Below are 18159 nucleotides of genomic sequence, written 5' to 3' on the forward strand. Positions count from 1 at the left end.
GGAAGGCCGTGGGCGGGAAGGCCGTGCCGAAGGTGATGGTGGTCGATCTGAGCGTGCGGCCCTCGCACGCGCGCGCTTGCGTCGGTCAACTCCTCCGCCGCGCCTCCTGGAAAGGGTGCTCGGTGGTTTTCGCGCGCGCGCCGACCGAGGCCGCGGAGCGCGCGAAAGCGCTCGCCGAGGCCCCGGGGGCTGTTTTCGCCTCGGGCGACGAAGAGATGGTGAGGCTCGCGAAGCGGGCGCTCGCCTGAGGTCCCCGGTCCGCCCGCGTTCCCGGCCTTCCGATCGGGCGAAGCCCGCGGATTCGAGCCGGCTTCGATGCGGCGCGGATTGGCCCGCGGAGGGCGCAAAGGTCGCGGAATGCGCGGAGTACGCGGACGCTCGGACGCTCGGGCGCGTCCGCGGTGGAGGGATGCAACGCCGTAAGCGTCGTTCGTCGGTGGATCCGGCACGATGCCGAGCGTGGCCGCATCTCTATAGCGGATGCGGAACGTGGGAGGGACGAGCGATGCCGTTCCGCAAGGCGATGATCCTCAGCCTGTCGCGCGACCAGGCCGAGATGGAGGAGCTGCTCTACAGCCTCGGGATCGAGCCCACCGCGACGATCGTGCAGCGCCGACCGCGGCCCGACCCCCAATCGTATCTCGGGCGCGGCAAGCTCGAGGAGGCGCGCGAGGCGGCGCGCGCGATGGACCTCGATCTCATCGTCGTCGATGCGGAGCTGCGGCCCGGCCAGGTGTTCGCGATCGAGAGCTTTTTCAACGAAGGCCGCGGCGGGGGCAGCGCCGCCTCGCGGCGCCGGGAGAAGCGCTTCGAGGTCTACGACCGCGTGCGCGTGATCCTCGAGATCTTCAAGGACCGCGCGAGGAGCCCTGAAGCCCGGCTCCAGGTGGAGCTCGCCGAGCTGCGCTACCAGATTCCCATCGTGAAGGAGTTCGTCCACCTCTCGAAGATGGGCGAGCGCCCTGGCTTCCTGGCCGGTGGATCGTACGGCGTCGAGGACGAGCTCGACATGATGCGCGCCCGCATGGCCCGCATCCGCCACGACCTGTCGAGGATCCGCGCCGAGCGCGCGGTCCGCCGCAAGCACCGCCGGCGCGCGGGGTTCTCCCTCGTCGCGCTCGCGGGGTACACGAACGCCGGCAAATCGAGCCTCCTCCGGGCTCTCGCGGGCGAGGACGTGCTCGTGGAGAACCGCTACTTCAGCACGCTCTCGACGCGGACGGGACGCGTCGAGACGATTCGCGGCCGCGACGTCCTCATGACGGACACGGTCGGATTCATCGAGGATCTGCCGCCCTGGATCATCGAAGCCTTCCACGCAACGCTCGAGGAGATCAGCCTCTCGGACGTCATCCTGCTCGTCCTCGACGCGAGCGATTCGTACGACGAGGTCGTCCGCCGCTTAAAGACGAGCGAGCGCATCCTCGCGCGCTTCGAAGCCTCCTCCGTCGAAGGCGCGCCGACGGGCCTCCCGCAGCAACCCTCCGCGCCGCAGGTTGCGACGCCCGGATCCGCGCGCGACGCGGGGCGCGGGATGCGCGGGGACGAGCGCGCCGCGCCTGCGGATCAGACCTTTCCGGACAACACCGATCCGGACAACACCGATCTGCATCCCGCCCGCGCGGGCGACGTGCCGTGGACCGGCCTCACGGAAAACTCGGTGCAAAGGGGAGAAGCCGCGCCGGCCCCGCATGCGATGCGCGCGCCGGAACCTGGGGCGCAAGCATCGCGCGCGCAGGCCACCGGCGTGATCGGAGCCGGAACAACGGCATCCGACGTGCAAGTGACGGGCATGGCTGGAGCCAGCACCCGGGTTTCGAATTCCCAGCCCACGGGCGGGGAGGAGGCCGAGAGCACGTCGTCGATTCCTCCGAGCACGTCGTCGATTCCTCCGAGCGCGGAGACCGCGGAGCAGACGGCCCCGCTGAGAGCGGGCGCGCGCGACCTGCCGCGGTCCGCCCACGGGCTCGGCGTCATCCTCGTCGTGTTCAACAAGCGCGACATGCTGGCGCCCGGCGCGTTCGAGGCGCTCGTCGCGCGGTTGCAGGCGGAGGGCCATCTTCATCACCCGTGGGCCGCCGTGTCGGCCCGCACGGGCGAGGGACTCGAAGCGCTCAGCGAAGCAATCGTAGCGGCGCTTCCCCGATACGATGCCCTCGTCGTGGAGGCGCGACACGTGCATGGCGGAGCCGCGCTCCTGGCCTGGTTGTACGAGCACGCGGAGGTCCGACATCTTGCCTCGGATGATGCGGGCTTCCGCGCCGAGGTGCTCGTCCCCCCGGCCCGACGTTCCGCGCTCCTCGAACGCGCGGCCGCGGCGCGGGGGGTCGTGTCGAAGATGGAGTCGTCGCTTCCCCCGATCCTCCGGCCCGATGGCGCGGCCAGGGACGCTTGAGTGCGAAGGGCAAGCTTTCGACCCCTTTGTTTCGGATGGAGAAACGGCTGCAGGGAATGCGCGTGGGTCGGCCCGCGAGCTTCGATGCGAAGCCGCCCCCGCACGGGGCTCGTGTCGTTTCGAGTGTGACGTGGTTGGATAGGAAGCCCGTCGACCATCTGATTCACGGCCGCGACTTGAGGAGGTCGAGCGGGCGCCTGACGGGTCTTGGTCATGGGAACGGATCGAAGGCGCGCCGCTTTCTTCGCTGCTACCTGGGGGGGTTGGACCCCATCCCCTTGACTTCGTCTGGAGGGTGTCGTGGCTTCGTCTGGAAGGGATCATTTCGTTGTTTGGGAGGGGTCCTGGCCTGTTTGATAGAGGTCATGGTTTTGTTAGAGGGGGTCACGGTTTCGTCTGATTGGGGTCATGGGATGATCGTCGCAGGAGGCGTGGATGTCGGGGACGCAATCCTGGATGTCGCGGTGGAGGCTTCAGCGCGCCAGGCGCGGAGGATGGTCTTCTCCTCTCGTCGCGACAGGTTGCGCTGAAATCACCGCGATGGGTCGCACCCTGGAAGCACCGTGAGGGGCGCCATGGAAGCACCGTGAGGGACTGCATTGGAACCGCGAGGCGTTCCCGCACGAGAGCCTTCATCAGGGCGGCGCCATGGAAGCACCGTGAGGGACTGCATTGGAACAATGCGAGGGGGCGCGCCCTGAATTGATCGAGAGGGGTCGCACCCTGGAATCATCGCAAGGGCGTGCACCCTGGAAATATCGCGAGGGGTCGCACCCTGGAATCATCGCAAGGGCGTGCACCCAGGAAATATCGCGAGGGGGTGTGCCCTGAAACCACCGCGACGGGTTGCATCCCGAAAGCGACGAACCGAGGAGTCAGGACGTCGAGCCTGTGAAGACAAACTTTCGCGGTCGAGGTCTGCTCGGAGCGAGAACCAGACTCTTCGAGAGACTCCTTTCGCCTCCGGCGCCGTTTGTCCATGACATCGACGCACCACTGGGGAGGACATATTCGCCCTGGTCGTTCGATCTAAGGATTCTTGAACGATTGAGGTGAGCTGTCATGCCAATTTCAATTCACAACATTCATATTCTATAACTTGCATAAAGGACAGGGGCTGTTCTTCTCCATATCATCTCTCTCCTCCCCCCATCTTCTCCACCCACTCCAGACGCAACCAAGGGGTGGGGGTACCCCTCGTATCCGGCGTCGTTTCTGACTCACGATCGATCGCGGTCGCTTCTGACTGTGATTCGATCGGCGTCGCCGTGCAGAAACGTTCAACGACCCCGGACCGGGGAGCAACCGACCGGATGCGCGCCTATAATACCGCGGGCGGTCTAGCTCACTTCAGGGCCGTTGTGCGCGTCGTCGTCCTCTCCGACATCCATTCCAACCTCCACGCCCTCGAGGCCGTCCTCGACGAGGTCCGGTCCCTGTCTCCGGATCTGGTCTTGAATCTCGGTGACACTGTCGGTTACAATGCGCATCCGCGCGAAGCCTGGCGGAAGATACGCTCCGTCGCGCACCTCACGCTGCTCGGGAACCACGATTGGGCGGCGCTCGCCGACCGCGCGGATCCCGCCGCGGAGGGTGCGATGTCCACGTCCGGACCCTCCGCATCATCTGGGGTCGTCGAACCTCTCGCGTCCGCGATCCAGGTCCTCCAGGAGACGCCCGATGGAGCCCTCGCGCGGTTCAACCCGCAGGCGCGCGCGGCCGTCGAGCACACGCGGAGAAGCCTGGAGCCCGAGGACTTGAGGGCGATCGCCGCGTTGCGTCCGTCCGGCCTGCTCGAGCGCGACGGGGTCCGCTTCGAGGCGTTCCATGCATCCCCGTTCGATCCGCTCTGGGACTACGTGCTTCCGGACCGCGCAGCCGCCACCCTCGAGAGCCATCTCGCGCATGCGGATCCCGGCAAGGGGCGGCACCGGTTCATCCTGCTTGGCCACACGCACGTGCCGGTCGTGACCGCGCCGGTCGCGGTCCATCATCCGTCGGCCCTCGGGTCACGGCCCGGCCGCGTCATTCCCGGATCAGGCGAAGTTCCCAACGGTGGCGCTTCCCAGGCCACCACGTCGCCCGGCGTCGCGCGGCTCGTGAATCCCGGCTCGGTCGGCCAGCCCAGGGATGGCGACCCGCGCGCCGCGTTCGCGCTCATCGATCTTGCGCGCGACGTCGTCGAGATCCGCCGCGTCGCGTACGACGTCGATGCGGCGGCCGCGGCCGTGAGGGCCACGGGCCTCCCTCGCGCCCTCGCGGATCGCCTCCACTTCGGCCGGTGACGCGCCCACCCGGTCACGACGCGAGGCGGCGCGCGTGGCGGCGAGCGGCGGGCGAGGCGGCGCGATGCCCTCGGTCTCCGCCCGGCCGCCTCCGCGTTCGGTCCGCCACTGCGCCATCGCGGCGCCGCCTCGGCAATGGGCCCGCGCGGCGCCGCAATCCGCCGACGCGCCTTCGCGGCGCGGCAACGCAACACACCCTCGCCGCGCCACAATCCGTCGACAGGCGCGCGCGGCGCCGCAATCGCCGACGTGCTCGCCACGATCCGCCAACGGGTCTTCGCGGCGGCGCATTCCGACTGCGCGCCCCCGCGGCGCCGCACTCCGACGGCCCGCCCTCGCCCCGCGCCGAGGACAAGCTTATGGCGGGGCGGATCCTAGGCGCGGCCGAGCATGCGCCTCTTCGTGATCCGCCACGGGCAGACCGACGCGAACGCGGCCGGCATCATCCAGGGCTCGCTCATCGACCTGCCGCTCAACGCCCGGGGCCGGGCCGAGGCCGCGGCGCTCGCGAGAGCCTTCCCGCGCGGAAGCCTCGACCTCATCCTCACGAGCACCCTCAAGCGCGCCCGCGAGACCGCGGAGGCGATCGCCGTCTCGACCGGAGCGCCGGTGAGCGTGCACCCCGAGCTCGTCGAATACGATTGGGGCGACTACCTCGGCAAGCCCAACGAAGGCGCGATCCACGCGTCGATGGTGGGCTTCGTCGATCGGTGGAAGAAGGGCGAGATCGACGTCGGTCCCCCGGGGGGCGAGACGCCGCGCCAGGTCGCCGGGCGCGTGCGGCGCGTCCTCGGCCCGGCGCTCGAAGCCTTCGCCGCGAGGCGGCCCGACGGCCGCGTGGCGGTCGTCGCCCACGGACGCCTCAACAAGATCCTCCTCGCGGACCTCGTGCACGGAGACCTCGCGCGCCAGGAGGACTTCGGCCAGGGGAATACGAGCGTGACCGTGCTCGAGGGCCACCCCGCCCCCGCGCGCGGATCGTGGAAGCTCGTCGCCTCGAACGGCCTCGCGCACCTCGACGGGATCAAAGGCGACTCGGTCGAGTCCGAGTAGCGCGCCGGACTCGCCCCCTCAATCGATGGATTGGTTCGCCGGCGCTCTGCAACGAGGGCTCGACCGCGAACGCCGTGTGGAACGCGGGTTCGCCGGCGCTCCGCAGCGAGGGCTCGACCGCGAACGTCGCAGTGGAACGCTGGTTCGCCGACGCCTCGTGCGCGCGCTCGACTCGAACGCCTCGCTCGTGAGCCTCGCTGCTCCATCAGGCCGCGACGCGTGGCGGCGAAGCTGGAATCGTGGCGCGCGCGCGGCGAGGCGTCCGCTGGGAAGCGGGTGGCGCGCGGGGCTCCAACGGAACCCCGCGGAAAATGATGCGGGCCTTCGCGCAGGCGCGAAGCGGGGGTTTGCGCGCCGCGTTCAGGCGCCCGCGTTGACCGTGCTCACGACGATGACGTCGCGGACGGCGCGGATGTTTTCGAACGGGAACACGAGGAATCCGCGCTGGTCCCTGCGGTACAGGCGAGGGTCGATGTCCTCGGCGGGTTCGATGAGGACCTGCGTGAGCTCGCCGGACTTCTCCTCGAGCACGATGTTGCGGAGGCGACCGAGCATCATCCCTTCGTCCGACATGACCGTCTTGCCCTTGATGTCGCTCGCGAGAAGCTTCATGGCATCCACATCCCAGTGAGTGCGCGTTCGAGCGAGCGCGCGCTATTTCAGGGTGTTGCTTTTGAAATCGAACGCGGCCGCGCGCTGAAAGCGGGTCGGGAGCCTACCCCGCGATCAGATGTGGTGGAAGAACGCGGCGAACACCTTCGCTTCGCCCTTGTGGAGGTGCTCGAGGTAGGTGCTTTTGGAAACGCCCATCTCCTTCGCGAGCTCCGCGGGCGACGTGCGCCGGGGGAACGCGTAGTAGCCCTGGGTCAGCGCGAGCGTGAGCGCGCGGCGCTGCGAATCCGTGAGCGCCGTTCCCCCCGCATCGTCGCGGGACAGGTCGACGATGTCCGCGCTGAGGTGCGCCTCGGTGAGGCGCTGGAGGAGACGCTGGACGGAGTCTCGTCCGCCGAGGCCCAGGGTCCACGTCTCGGCGCCGCCCTCGAGCGTCGTGGGTCGCAGCGCGAAGCCGCCGTTCTCGGCCACGATGCGAGGGAGCTGGGCGAGACCGCGGCTGCGGACGTGCGCGATGGCGAGCGTCGGGGACCGGTCAAGAACCTCCACGTGCAGGACGCGGGGGTGCTGCGGAAGCCACCCGAGGATGTCGCCGAAGTCGCTCTCCTCGCTCGACCGGACCTGGACGATCTGGTGAGCGTCGTCCCCGACCGGGGTCACGTGGCGAAGGGTCACCGCATAGCGGGGGAACCGGCCGCTCGCCTCATGGGTCCATGAATCCTTCAGTGTCAACCGCAATGTCAACCGGAACGTAGCGCCACCCGCCTCTCGACACGCCTTGGGCCAGCTTCTGTAGAACGCTGAAGCTATGAAACCTTATCGGGAAATGGACGACCGAACCGAACCGGGAGCAGTTCTTATCATCCCTGACGAGCCGTTCCCGTTCGGTGAGTCTGACACGTCAACTTGCCTCGCCACCGCGGGCGCGGGGCCCGGCGAGGGGCCCAGGCCTCTCCCGCGCCCTGCTTTTCGCGCTTGCTCGCCCTCGAGAGGGCCCATGGAGGTATCGCGGAGACCCGCCGGAGCGACGGTCCGAAGCCGGTCGGGGGAAGGGCCTCAAGGGTGAGAACCGGTCGGCAAGCTTCCGGGCGCGGGCGGTCGACAAGGCCTACCGGGTGCGAGCAGTGAATGGTTTTTCGGCGCGAGCGGGCGACGGCCTTCCGGGTTGCGAGCCTGTCGGCGATCCAGTCGGATGGCGATCCAGTCGGATGGAAAAATTTCGGCGCCTCCGGGGAGCGGTGTTGCCGGTGTGTTGCTGGAGAGTCGGGCTCCCCGGAGGGCCATGCGCGGGTCACGCTTCCGGCGGCAAGTCGCCGTCCGTGATCGCATGACAACCCGCGCGTGTGTTGCCGGTCCTTTCGTCCGTTGGAGCCTATTTGAAGAGTTTCGCGGAGCGCTAGTCGCTTTCCGTCCTCGCGACGCCCAACCTTCCCCCCTTCCCCCGCCGCCTGCGGCGGGCGTCCCGGACGCGAGGGCCGCGGTCTTAGGTAAGTTCTTGGGTAAGGGCGCGGTTACCAGGGTCGTTGGACGGCGCCCTCGAACGTGTCAAGGCCGTGCTCGCCCGCCTCCCCCGCGAAGATCTGAGCGCGCTGAGGACCTTCCTCGATGGAATCCTTCTGACCCCCGAAGAGGCGGCGGCGCTCGCCGACGTCACCGTGGCGGCCGCGCGCGCCAAGACGGGCGAGCGCGTGGTCTACCGACGCGAGTGGGTACGCTGCGGCAAGAAAGGATGCCGGTGCCGGGACTCCGCCGCCGCGAGGCACGGCCCGTACCTTTACAAGTATTGGTGGGAGAAAGGGCGGACGCGGAAGGCCTACGTGGGACGCGACGGCGCGACGCCGCACGCCCGCCGGGACGCTTCCGGCGAAGTCCGCGCCGCCGGTGCCGTGTCCTCGCGCAGGCCAGCTGCGAGGTCCTCCGCTCCGAACTTGGACGACCCGCCCGGAAACGAAGCCCCATCGCCGCCTCCCGGGCCTTGATCCGAGCCTTGATCCGACTTCGGGCCTCTATCCGCCCTTCATCGCATGCCCTCGGGTCCGCCGCCTCCACCACACGCGGCCGGGTCGCGCGATCCGGATCCGGCTCCGCTCGGCGGTCCCGAGGCGGGGTCACTTCACGCGGACGACGAATCGCCCCGCGCGATGGAAGTCGGCCGTCCCCGCGGGCGCCCCGCCGGTCCAGTTCTCCTTCCGATAGTAGGCTTCGAGGGTGAAGGTGCCGAGCACGTTGCCGCGCGTCGGGAAGCGGGCGCGGCCCACCAAGAATCCCCACTCGTGGTCCGAGAGTCCAGGACGGTCCTGCAGCAGCACTTCGGCGCGCTCGCGAGGTCGCCCCTCGAAGTCCAGCGCGAGGGCGATGCGGCAGGTTTCCTTGAGAGGCGAATCCTCCGAGTACCGGTACGCGATGCCGATCTCGGCTTCCTCGCCGTGCTCCGCCTCGTAATCCGGACGGTCCGAGGGCGTGAAGGTCATCTGGTCGCCGACGATCGTCAGCTCGCCCAACCGGAAGGCGCGCACCTGGCCCATGGGAATCCGAAGGGCGCGGCCGACCCTGAAGCTAACGCACCGGGATTCGACTCGGTCGCGCGCGCCCGAACGCGCGGCCCCGCCTCGGCCCCGCGCCCTCGGAGGGTCAGGAGCGACGCGACGGAGCCCGGACAAGCCTCGCGGGAGGGTCGACCCTCCTGCGCGCCGCGCGCAGGCCGGACGATCCGCGGGCTTTCGGGCGTGTTCGGCTTCAGCCCTCGACGACCGCGTAGCGTGAAAGGCCGTAGGCATGATAGCAGTGCGGGGAGCAGAACTCCGAGACGAAGCCGAGCGGGCTCGTCGCGGCGTCGGCGGGCTCCTCGAAGAGCAGGCCGGGTCCGGTCACTCGCAGGTTGGCACGGCAATGGGCGCAGAATCGGGCGGTCACGGCAACATCCTCAGCCTCACCGCGGCGCGTGATGTCTTAAGCTTTGAGACCGCGGCCAACGCGCGGTTTTCCCGGGGGTTTTCCACTCCTTCCGATGGAAGGGGCTTCGCACCCGGCGCGCGCGGCGATCGGGTGAGCGGTGCGGGCGGCATCGGATCCCGGCGTCCCCCTCGGCGCCCGGCGCGCGTCGCGACTCGCGCGGCGGCGGGCGGCGCGAGCGCGAGCGCGTCATCACGGCTTCGCGCGTCGCCGCCGGCGTCCGTCAAGGCGTCGGCAAGTCAGTGCGTGAGCGGGTCGGACGCGTGATGCGCCGCGGCCACGAGGGCGCCATAGTGATAGCAGTGGATGGAGCAGAAGCGCGCGAGGAGCTGGAGATCCTCATCGTCCGCGTCGGGGGGCGGCGGGCGGAGTTGTCCGCCGCAGGCGCCGCATCGGCCTTTCTCGATCATTCAGGGAGTAGGGGGTCTCTCCGCAATCATAACCATTTCCTCTATGGACCCCGACCGCTCCTCGTCTGGCGGCGCCCGCGGGCGACGGAGGGGCCGCGTTGCGGGCGGGCAGGCGAGGAAGCGCCCGGGCGTCGAATGCCGTGGCCCGAGCGCCGCCACCGCTGCACCCTGGGTGGCGCCACCGTGGATTTCGCATCCGCCTGGCCGCGGGCGACGGGCGAGGCCGAGCCCGCTTTCGGCACGTTTATGGAGGTCTCGGTCCTCCTTCGAGACGGGATGCACATGCCTGCGAACACGCCGCCAGCTCGCCTGATCCGCAGCCCCCAGGATCTGAAGACGCACGAACAGAAGGGCCGCGTGCTCGGCATCGGCGCCGAGGACCACGCGCGCCTCATGCACCTTTTCCTGAAATGCCGCGTGGACTCGAAGGGATTCCGCGGCCTGACCGGCCCCGCGCTCGCCGCGCGCATCGGCGAGGTCTGGAGCGCGACTTATGCGCCCGCCGGCGCTGCGCCTGCCGGCCTTCCGGCCGGGACCGTTCCCGGCGAGCCGCGGCCGTCGACGCCCACGTGACCACGTGACGGCGCATCGCGCCGCCCCTCGCGTCACACCTCGCATCAGAGGAACCCGAGCCCGCCACGCCTCACCGGGAAGGCGGCGTCGATCGCCGCGACGTCCTCCGCGTCGAGCGTCCAGCCCAAGGCCCCCGCGTTCTCGCGCACGTGCTCGGGGTTCTCCGCCTTCGGGATCGCGAAGAGGCTGGGTCTTCGCGTGAGGAAGTTGAGGGCGACCTGGCGCGGCGTTTTCCCGTGCTTCGCCGCCACGGCTTCGAGCGTCTCGGCCCCGGCCCGGCCGCCGGGAGGCCATCGCCCGCGCGCGCTGCCGAACGGCGAGTAGCCCACGACCGCCATGTCGTGGCGCTCGCACCAGGGCAGGACTTCGTTCTCGATCGCGCGGTCGCCGAGATGGTAGAGGACCTGGTTGCACACGAGCTTCACGCCCGACGGTAAGACCTCCTGGGCGCGTTCGAGCTCCTCGACGTCGAAGTTGCTCACGCCGACGAAGCGCGTCTTGCCGTCGTCGATGAGCTCGGCGAACGCCTCGAACACGGGCGCAAGCGGCTTGTCTCCATCCCACCAGTGCAGCAGATACACGTCGACGTGGTCGGTCGCGAGGCGCTCGAGGCTCGCATCGCAGGCCTTGATCGTCCCGCGGCGGGTCGCGTTCTTCGGCAGCACCTTGCTCACGAGGAAGACGTCGTCGCGCGGGCGGCCCGCGAGCGCCTTCGCGATCACGGCCTCCGACCCCACGTAAAGCTCGGCCGTGTCGATGTGGTCGAGGCCCGCCTCGAGCCCCGCGCGCAGGGCTTCCTCGGCGCGGCGCGGATCGCGGAGCTGCCACGTGCCCTGCCCGATGGCGGAGACCTCGACGCCCGTCGATCCGAAAGGCTTCCGGCTCGGGTCGGGGGCGCGCTTTTCCACGCCCGCGCGGTCGCGCGTCGAACGCGTCATGATTCCGCCTCCTTGTCCTGCACCGTGGGATAGGCGATGAGACGGCCCGCGACGAGGGTCGCCCGGTCAAGGGCGCGCTCGCCGACGGCCCCGCCCGAGACGCCCCCCTCCTTCGTCGCCGCGCTCACGCGCCATCGGGCGTAGAGGTCGGCGACCGCCACGCGGCGGAGGGCGCTCGACGGTTCCGATCTCGCGGCGGCTTCGGCGAGGAGCGCGCCGCAGGCGAGGCGATAGGCGGCGGGCACGATCCAGGCGCCGGAGGCTTCCCGATGGGGCTCGTCGACGTCCGCGAGCGCGCCCACGTCCGTTTCGAGGTCGGCAAGCGCGTCGCGCAGGAGCGCGACGGCCGGGCGGAGGCCCCCGCGGGGGTCGCGCGCGTCGCGGCGCGCGTCCTCGGCCGCGCGCGAGGCGCCCGCGAGCCGCGCCTCGACGTCGCGGAGGAAGGCGTCCCCCGCGCCCGTCGCCGCCGCCCTCAGGAAATCGAGCGTCTGCACGTTCGTGGTGCCTTCCCAGATGGGAAGCACCTGCGCGTCGCGCAGAAGCCGAGGCGTGACGCTCGCGTCCTCGACGTACCCCTCCCCGCCGAGGGCTTCGCAGGCCCAGCTCGCGACCGTCACGGCGAGCCTCGCGGTTTCGGCCTTGGCAAGAGGCGTGAGCGCGCGAAGGAGCAATGCGTCGTCGCGATCGTAGGCCGCCGCCGTCGCAAGCGTGAGCGCGAGCCCCGCTTCGACGTCGGCGGTGACGCCGACGAGCCCCCGCAGATACAAAGGGTGCGCGGCGAGCGGTCTTCCGAACGCTTCGCGGACGAGACCGTGCGCGAGGGCTTCCCGGAGCCCGCGTCGCGCGACGGCGACCGATGCCACGGCGTTGTAGAGCCTCGACAGGGCCACCATGTCCATCATGGCGCGGAAACCCTCCCCGCCCCCCTTCACGAGCCAGGCGTGGGCCTTCTCGAGGCGGACTTCGCCCGTGGGCATGCTCGCGACGCCGAGCTTGTCCTTCAATCGCTCCACGCGCAGGCCCGGATTGGGCGTGCCGTCGGAAAGCTCGCGGGGCACGACGAAGAGACCGAGCCCCCGCGTTCCGGGCGCCCCGTCGGGCATGCGCGCGAGAGCGAGCGCCACGTCGGCCACGCAGTTGGACGCGAACCATTTGAGCCCCGTGAGCCGCCAATCGGGCTCAGGACTTCGGGACGCCGCCGGCGTTGCCGCCGGCGTGGCCGTGGCGGAAGCCTCCCCGGCGCTGTTCGCCGCCGCGTCCGCGCGCTCGGCGCGCGTCTCGGTGGCCCCGCCCACGTCGCTTCCGCCCTTCTTCTCCGTGAGGTACATGGCCCCTTCGTAGGCCGTGGCCGCGTCGCTCGAGACGAGGCGGGGAACAAGGGCGTCCTTGAGGCGAGGGGGGGCGTGGCGGTCGAGGACGACGGCCGCGCCGTCGGTCATGCAGGCGGGGCAATAGTAGCCCGATTCGGCTTGGGCGTAAAGGTAGCCGAGCGCGAACGCGAGGGCGCGCGGCGCACCTTCCCACGCGAGGGTGAACACGCGGTGCTCGCGCGCGATGCGCTGCAGGGCGCGATACGCGGGGTCGAACCGGATATCGCCCGGGCGCTCGCCTTCGAGCACGGGACGCATACGATCGGCGCGGCGCGCGAGGGGATCGACCTCCGCGGGGGCCACGCGCCCGAGGCGGGCGAGGGCGCTCGCGTGGCGCTCCATTGTCTTGTCGTCGACGTGGAGGCGGAGGAAATCGCGCAGCGCGGGATCGTCGTCGTACCAATTGTCGCCGATCGCGCGCCGCGCATCGGGATGCATGCAGGGCTCAAGGGCGCCCGGGCGCATAACGCGCACGGCCGGCCACGAAGCGCCGCGGGCAACGGAGCCCGGAGGCCCCTGTCGAGACCGACGGGGGGCCCAAAAACCTTTGATGTGCCTTCGCGACTGTGCGCGCGGAGCGTTGTCATGGCAAGCCGGTCGGCCCGCTCGATGGTGGTAGGTCTCGTGGCGACGATCGTCCTCTCGGCCCTCTTTCCGGCGGTCGACGGGGCGCCTTCGCGCTGGGCCGTCGACGTGAAGCCCGAATTGGCCGAAGGCATCCGCACCGCGGCCCTGGGGCAGCGCAACTGCGTCGAGGAAGCGGCGACCGCGTCCGGGGGGCAGGCCTGTCCGCACGTCGAAACCGGGGTTCCGACGCCGTCCCATGGGATCCGGATGCTCGACGCCTACGCCGCGACCGTGACGGTCTCGTTCATCCGCCTCGCGGTGGTGTCCGCGAACGATCCCGGGAATACGCGACAGGGAACCGGCAACTGGGCTCGGGAAACGGGTCTGCCGGACTTCATCCTGCCCGGTCCCACGAACTTCGAGGCCTGGCTCGGGGTGTGGTCGGACGAGGATGCCGATCACGTCCTCGAAGTCGAACACGACCGCCTCGCCGCGGGCGACGCCCAATGGGGCCTCGCGAACGAATGGGTCCCCAACCGCACCGCGTCGGTCGTGTCGTACGTGGAGCCCGGCGCCCGCCCCGCGCCGACCTCGTGGGAGCGGCCGCACGCCACGGGGCCCGACATCCGCTACACGCTGGCCTCGGACGGATACGGCTATCGCTACGGCGCGCCCGGCCCCCTCATGCTCGATGGTTCGCTCCTCGGCGAGATCAAGATCTCGACCGTCTCCGACGCCTGGCTTGCGCCCTCGCCCGAAGGCGATTATCCCTTCACGCCGGGACCCGACAGCCTCGTCGACATCGACATTCACCCGGCCGTGGCGGCCGGCCCGATCGTCGAGCTCTATGCTGCGACCCTCGCTCCGCTCGTCACCGATTTCATGTCGCCGAGCGTCGGGTACTGCCCCGACCAGTGTCGCCCCGGCCCGGTCCGTCTGGGCGCGACGCCGATCTCGGGCCCGTCGAGCGAGATCCACGGCCTCGTGTGGTCGCCCTATCCCCGCGAGTGGGCTGCGGATTCCGACTCATCCGCCGCAAACCGGATCGAGGCGTACCGCGACGGGTACGCCGGCTGGGTCGATCTTCTCCCCCTCACGGGGCTCCACCCGGGCTTCTTCCTCACGCAGCAGGTTTCGCCGCTCGCGGGGGGAAAGGGGTCGAACGGAGGCCCCACGGCGGCGCCGGGCGCCTTCACGTTCGAAGTCTGGACCGGTCTCTGGAAGGATCTCGACGGGGACGGTTTCGTCGGAACCGCGCTGCAGGGCGACCCCCACGAGGGCGGCTCGCGGCCCATCGCGGACGACTATCGCAATGCCCGCGGCGAGTTCTTCGGCGTGGTGCCCGAAAGCGCGGAAAGCGGCACGTTTGTATGGGACGGGTTCTGGGTGACGCTCGTCCCCGACACCGACTGGGGCGCCGAGGGCGTCTACGTGATCCCGTACAGCGGCTTGGTCATCCCGCTCTATTATTCCGACGACTGCCGGACACTGCCCCCCATCACGTGGATCGATGGGCGGCCCTCGTGCGCCGGGTTCGACCGCAACCACGTCACGGGTAGCGAACCGATCCGGATCCGGGCCGAGAGCATTCCCAACGGCGGGAGCACCGGACAGTTCTCCGGGAAGGACTACGTCTACATGCCGACCGGATCTCCCGGCTTCAGGATCTGCACCGAGGATCTCATGGTCCGACACGCAAGCCACGGGTTCGAGGTTCTGGACACCGTGTGGGATTGCGACGCCATCGAACCGTGGGCCCGGACGTGAGGGGCGCCGCGTCCGCGGCCTCCCGCTTTCCGCATCATGTAGACCGCCGTCTACATAAGTCATGTCGAATCTCATCGACATGATGCCCCGCCTCGAGCCCGGTCTCGCCAAGCGCCTGGACATGCTCACGGGCGACGGCGACGCGTGCGCCCTCGAATTCCGCGCCCTCGCCGCCGAGGTCCGTCGCGAACCGCGCTTCCGCTCCACGCTGTCGATGGCCAAAGCGATGGCGGACGAGCGCCGTCTCCTCGCGCTCGCCCTCCTCGATCGACGCGACGCGCTCTGCGCGTGCGAGCTGCAGGCGGCCCTCGGCGTGTCGCACGCCACGGTGAGCCACCACATGGACTCGCTGGCGGCGGCCGGTCTCGTCGCCTCGGAGCGACGAGGCAAGTGGACGTATTACCGGCTCACGCCCGCCGCGAAACGCCTCGTCCCACGGAGTTAGGCGCGTTCCTCATCGACACCACATCACGATCGAACCGGGATCCAACCCAGAACGGAGAACCATGACCCGCGACAACAGGCCCATCCGCATCGAAGCCGAGACCCGCGACCGCCCCCCGGGGACCCCGCCCCCCACGATCCGCCGCGCGACGCGCGAGGACGAGGCCGACGTCGTCGGCCTCCTCACGCGGGAAAACCTCGAAAACGACTTCGAGCCGCGCGAGTTCCTCGTCGCGGTCTCCGCCGACCGCGTCGTTGCGACGGCGCGGCTCAAGCGCTTTCCCGACGGAACGCTCGAGCTCGCAAGCGTCGCGACGGCGCCGAGCCACCGCGGGACGGGGCTCGGGGCCGCGATCGTCCGCGCGAGCCTGGACGGCGTCGAGGAACCCGTCCATGCCCTCGCGCTCGCCCCCGGATTCTTCGAGAGGCTCGGTTTCCGCGCCGTCGCGGGCCTCGCGCCCGCGCTGCGCGAGAAGGCCTCCTCCAATTGCGGCGCGCGCGACTTCACGGCCATGGTCTGGGAGCCTCCGGCGATGCGGACGGCGCGCGCGGAGGTCCGCGAGGCGTACGACCGCGTCGCGACGACCGCGCGCGCGACCGGACAGGCCGCGGCTCGGCCGGCGGCGACGGGATCGGCCGGGTGCTGCGCGCCTTCGAAGCAGGCCGCGGTCCTCCTCGGGCCGCAACGTCCACCTCCCACCGGATTCTACGCGGCCGAGGTCCTCGCGCGCGCCCCCTCCGCGGCCCATCTCGGCCTGGGCACGGGCGATCCCGTGACCGCGGCGAACCTCGCGCCCGGCGAGACCGTCGTCGACCTGGGCAGTGGCCCGGGTCTCGACGTCATCCTCGCCGCGAAAGCGGTGGGTCCGACGGGTCGGGCAATCGGCTTCGACATGACCCCGACCATGCTGGACCTGGCGCGCGAGCACGCCCGGGCCGCGGGCGTCGAGAACGCGGAATTCCACGAGGCCCCGATCGAGGCCCTGCCCCTCGAAGACGGCGCCGCGGACGTCGTGGTCTCGAACTGCGTCTTCAACCTGAGCCCCGACAAGCCGCGGGCGGTCGCCGAGGCGTTCCGCATCCTGAGGCCCGGCGGCCGGTTCGTCGTGAGCGATACGCTCAGGCTCGAGTCGGGATCCGACGCCTCGTCGGGCGCGCGCTGCAACGTCGACTGCGGATGCGTCGGCGGCGCGCTTTCGGAGCCCGAATGGCGCGCGCATCTTGCGGCCGCAGGCTTCGAGGACGTCGAGGTCGACCCTCTCGGACCCTTCGGCGATGCCGACGGCGTGGGGCGGGCGATGATCCGGGCGACGAAGCCCGCGTCGTAAGCGCCCGTATCCTAACCCCTGCAGGGACCAAGGGCCGGGCGCTGAAGGCGGTCGGACAACGGTTCAGGCCTAAACAGTTCAGGCCATCGCTTCCGCGTCGACCGCGCGCGGCCAGACGTAAGGGTCGCGCGGGTCCTCGCGCCAGCCGAAACGACCGTACCAGGCGGGCTCCTTGCGCAGGAGGTTCGCGCGGTGCGACGCGTGGAACGCGTCGTCGCCGAGCCATTCAGGTCTGCGGTATCGGCGGACGCGCGATAGCGGCATCGTGTTGCGATAGCCCCGCTTCATCCATTCGCGGATGCAGGCGTCCATGTAGGCGGTGAGCGCGGCTTCGCAACCCCGCCACATCTTCACCGCGGGGTGTTGCGCCCAGCCGAACGAGCGGCCCTTGAGCGTGCGGAGGATGGTGAGGGCCTCGACCCGCTGCTTGCCGAGCCGGCGTGGATCGAGCGCCGCGGCCGAAGCGGCGAAGTCGGGGTAGGGGAGGAAGGTCTGCATCGGGAGGCCCTTGGGTCGTCATCGCATTTGAAGCGGCGCCCGATCCCCGAACCGGCCGGGCATGGTCGCGGCGTCGCGATCACCCCCGCCCTCATTCAGCGCGTCGCTCGCGCCCACCGCGCGAAGCTTATGCTCCGCAGGCTCGACGCCGAGGGCCCGCAGGACGGCCGCCCGGTACGCGGCGCTGCGTTCGAAGGGCTCGAGGTGGCGGGCGCCCGGAACGCGCACGACCTCGGTACGCGAGGCGGGCGCCGCCAGGGCCACCGCTTCGCTAAGCGCGGGCGAAGTGATCTCGTCCTGCTCCGCGATCGCGACGAGCACGCGGCGCGCGGCCGCGCCCGCGATGTTGAAGTCCGCCTGGATCGCGCGCGAGGATTTCGGAAACGTCCGGTCGAAAACCTCCATGAGGCGCCTGTGCCGGCCGCCCCCGTACCACTCGTTGAACGAGGGAAACGGCGACTCGAGGACGAGTCCTTCGACCCTCTCGAGGCGAGGCGCGGCGTTCGCCGCGGCGAACGCGCCGATGCTCACGCCGACGACGTGCACGGGCAAACCGCCCGACCAGCGGCGCGCAACCTCGACGGCCGCGAGCACGTCCTCGTGGTAGTACGTCGCGGGTCCGCGACTTTCGCCGTACCCCGCGAGGTCGAAGGTGAGCGTGTCGAACCCGGCCGAGCGGAGGAAGTCCACCCAACCGGACTTGACGAACCAGTGCTTCCCGTACCGTCGGTGGGGGTGGACGAGCACGACCGCTCCGCGCGGCTTCTCCGCGGGGAACCAGATTCCCGCAAGGCGCGCGCCCGTGTTGCCCTCGAACCTCAGGCGTTCGTGGGGCAGGTATTCGGGTATGGGCCAGGCGCGGCCCTTCACATGGCCCGCGAAGAACGTCTTCACGAGGCGGCCGACGATCAGGCGCTCCGTGCGGGAGATCGCTTCCGTGGACACAGCGGGTAACCCTCGGAAAGGC

The 18159-nt window shown here is 70.3% G+C and carries 18 protein-coding genes; 9 read left to right on the top strand and 9 right to left on the bottom strand.

Annotation, left to right across the window (positions count from 1 at the left end):
- From VM889_07655 to VM889_07670, 4 genes are all read left to right on the top strand, one after another.
- Window positions 1–248: hypothetical protein (locus VM889_07655; GenBank protein HVL48415.1), on the top strand; the 248-nt coding region annotated here is incomplete at its 5' end.
- 257 nt (window positions 249–505) lie between these two features.
- Entirely contained in the window at window positions 506–2395 is a 1890-nt protein-coding gene (gene hflX / locus VM889_07660) for a GTPase HflX (protein HVL48416.1), read from the top strand.
- A 1313-nt stretch (window positions 2396–3708) separates the two neighbouring features.
- A complete protein-coding gene (locus VM889_07665; GenBank protein HVL48417.1) occupies window positions 3709–4680 on the top strand; it encodes a metallophosphoesterase family protein in 972 nt (323 codons plus the stop codon).
- A gap of 390 nt (window positions 4681–5070) precedes the next feature.
- Window positions 5071–5733, top strand: a complete 663-nt coding sequence (locus VM889_07670; protein HVL48418.1) for a histidine phosphatase family protein — start codon at window positions 5071–5073, stop codon at window positions 5731–5733.
- A 360-nt stretch (window positions 5734–6093) separates the two neighbouring features.
- Here VM889_07670 and VM889_07675 read toward each other — a convergent pair whose 3' ends face one another.
- The gene (locus VM889_07675) at window positions 6094–6345 is read right to left on the bottom strand and encodes a PRC-barrel domain-containing protein (GenBank protein ID HVL48419.1); all 252 of its coding nucleotides are present in this window, start codon (window positions 6343–6345) and stop codon (window positions 6094–6096) included.
- Window positions 6346–6459: 114 nt separating this feature from the next.
- Window positions 6460–7020: a helix-turn-helix domain-containing protein gene (locus VM889_07680; protein HVL48420.1), complete on the bottom strand. Its 561-nt coding sequence runs from the start codon at window positions 7018–7020 to the stop codon at window positions 6460–6462.
- An 848-nt stretch (window positions 7021–7868) separates the two neighbouring features.
- Between VM889_07680 and VM889_07685 the strand changes: the two genes are divergently transcribed.
- Window positions 7869–8324 carry a DUF6788 family protein gene (locus VM889_07685; protein ID HVL48421.1) on the top strand — a complete coding sequence of 152 codons (456 nt, stop codon included), beginning with the start codon at window positions 7869–7871 and terminating at the stop codon, window positions 8322–8324.
- A gap of 129 nt (window positions 8325–8453) precedes the next feature.
- On the opposite strand, the gene VM889_07690 is transcribed toward VM889_07685, so the two are convergent.
- The 3 genes from VM889_07690 to VM889_07700 all read right to left on the bottom strand — a co-directional run bounded on the left by VM889_07690 (window position 8454) and on the right by VM889_07700 (window position 9707).
- Window positions 8454–8870: a hypothetical protein gene (locus VM889_07690; GenBank protein ID HVL48422.1), complete on the bottom strand. Its 417-nt coding sequence runs from the start codon at window positions 8868–8870 to the stop codon at window positions 8454–8456.
- A gap of 211 nt (window positions 8871–9081) precedes the next feature.
- Window positions 9082–9258, bottom strand: a complete 177-nt coding sequence (locus VM889_07695; protein HVL48423.1) for a hypothetical protein — start codon at window positions 9256–9258, stop codon at window positions 9082–9084.
- 278 nt (window positions 9259–9536) lie between these two features.
- Window positions 9537–9707, bottom strand: coding sequence for a hypothetical protein (locus VM889_07700; GenBank protein ID HVL48424.1), 171 nt, complete (start codon window positions 9705–9707; stop codon window positions 9537–9539).
- A gap of 183 nt (window positions 9708–9890) precedes the next feature.
- Here VM889_07700 and VM889_07705 point away from each other — a divergent pair, with 183 nt between their 5' ends.
- A complete protein-coding gene (locus VM889_07705) occupies window positions 9891–10280 on the top strand; it encodes a hypothetical protein (protein ID HVL48425.1) in 390 nt (129 codons plus the stop codon).
- A gap of 44 nt (window positions 10281–10324) precedes the next feature.
- Here VM889_07705 and VM889_07710 read toward each other — a convergent pair whose 3' ends face one another.
- Both VM889_07710 and VM889_07715 read right to left on the bottom strand, forming a co-directional pair.
- On the bottom strand, window positions 10325–11218 hold the full coding sequence (locus VM889_07710) for an aldo/keto reductase (GenBank protein ID HVL48426.1): 894 nt from the start codon (window positions 11216–11218) through the stop codon (window positions 10325–10327).
- Entirely contained in the window at window positions 11215–13026 is a 1812-nt protein-coding gene (locus VM889_07715) for an acyl-CoA dehydrogenase family protein (protein HVL48427.1), read from the bottom strand. The genes VM889_07710 and VM889_07715 overlap by 4 nt, the downstream gene beginning before the upstream one ends.
- Window positions 13027–13212: 186 nt before the next feature.
- Here VM889_07715 and VM889_07720 point away from each other — a divergent pair, with 186 nt between their 5' ends.
- From VM889_07720 to VM889_07730, 3 genes are all read left to right on the top strand, one after another.
- Window positions 13213–14922, top strand: coding sequence for a hypothetical protein (locus VM889_07720; protein ID HVL48428.1), 1710 nt, complete (start codon window positions 13213–13215; stop codon window positions 14920–14922).
- Window positions 14923–15001: 79 nt separating this feature from the next.
- Window positions 15002–15367 carry a helix-turn-helix domain-containing protein gene (locus VM889_07725; GenBank protein HVL48429.1) on the top strand — a complete coding sequence of 122 codons (366 nt, stop codon included), beginning with the start codon at window positions 15002–15004 and terminating at the stop codon, window positions 15365–15367.
- A 61-nt stretch (window positions 15368–15428) separates the two neighbouring features.
- Window positions 15429–16694, top strand: coding sequence for a GNAT family N-acetyltransferase (locus VM889_07730; protein HVL48430.1), 1266 nt, complete (start codon window positions 15429–15431; stop codon window positions 16692–16694).
- Window positions 16695–16772: 78 nt separating this feature from the next.
- Here the strand turns inward: VM889_07730 and VM889_07735 are convergent, their stop codons facing one another.
- Together VM889_07735 and VM889_07740 are read right to left on the bottom strand one after the other, a co-directional pair.
- Window positions 16773–17192, bottom strand: coding sequence for an MSMEG_6728 family protein (locus tag VM889_07735; GenBank protein ID HVL48431.1), 420 nt, complete (start codon window positions 17190–17192; stop codon window positions 16773–16775).
- Between the two features lie 18 nt (window positions 17193–17210).
- Window positions 17211–18137, bottom strand: coding sequence for an alpha/beta fold hydrolase (locus VM889_07740; protein ID HVL48432.1), 927 nt, complete (start codon window positions 18135–18137; stop codon window positions 17211–17213).
- Window positions 18138–18159: the final 22 nt, after the last annotated feature.

It is taken from the genome of Candidatus Thermoplasmatota archaeon (genome assembly GCA_035540375.1).
GTDB lineage: Archaea > Thermoplasmatota > SW-10-69-26 > JACQPN01 > JAJPHT01 > DATLGO01.

Coding starts and splice junctions, on each gene's coding strand:
- hflX (HVL48416.1), top strand. CDS start 506: ATGCCGTTCCGCAAGGCGATGATCCTCAGCCTGTCGCGCGACCAGGCC.
- VM889_07665 (HVL48417.1), top strand. CDS start 3,709: ATGCGCGCCTATAATACCGCGGGCGGTCTAGCTCACTTCAGGGCCGTT.
- VM889_07670 (HVL48418.1), top strand. CDS start 5,071: ATGCGCCTCTTCGTGATCCGCCACGGGCAGACCGACGCGAACGCGGCC.
- VM889_07675 (HVL48419.1), bottom strand. CDS start 6,345: ATGAAGCTTCTCGCGAGCGACATCAAGGGCAAGACGGTCATGTCGGAC.
- VM889_07690 (HVL48422.1), bottom strand. CDS start 8,870: ATGGGCCAGGTGCGCGCCTTCCGGTTGGGCGAGCTGACGATCGTCGGC.
- VM889_07700 (HVL48424.1), bottom strand. CDS start 9,707: ATGATCGAGAAAGGCCGATGCGGCGCCTGCGGCGGACAACTCCGCCCG.
- VM889_07710 (HVL48426.1), bottom strand. CDS start 11,218: ATGACGCGTTCGACGCGCGACCGCGCGGGCGTGGAAAAGCGCGCCCCC.
- VM889_07715 (HVL48427.1), bottom strand. CDS start 13,026: ATGCATCCCGATGCGCGGCGCGCGATCGGCGACAATTGGTACGACGAC.
- VM889_07725 (HVL48429.1), top strand. CDS start 15,002: ATGATGCCCCGCCTCGAGCCCGGTCTCGCCAAGCGCCTGGACATGCTC.
- VM889_07730 (HVL48430.1), top strand. CDS start 15,429: ATGACCCGCGACAACAGGCCCATCCGCATCGAAGCCGAGACCCGCGAC.
- VM889_07735 (HVL48431.1), bottom strand. CDS start 17,192: ATGCAGACCTTCCTCCCCTACCCCGACTTCGCCGCTTCGGCCGCGGCG.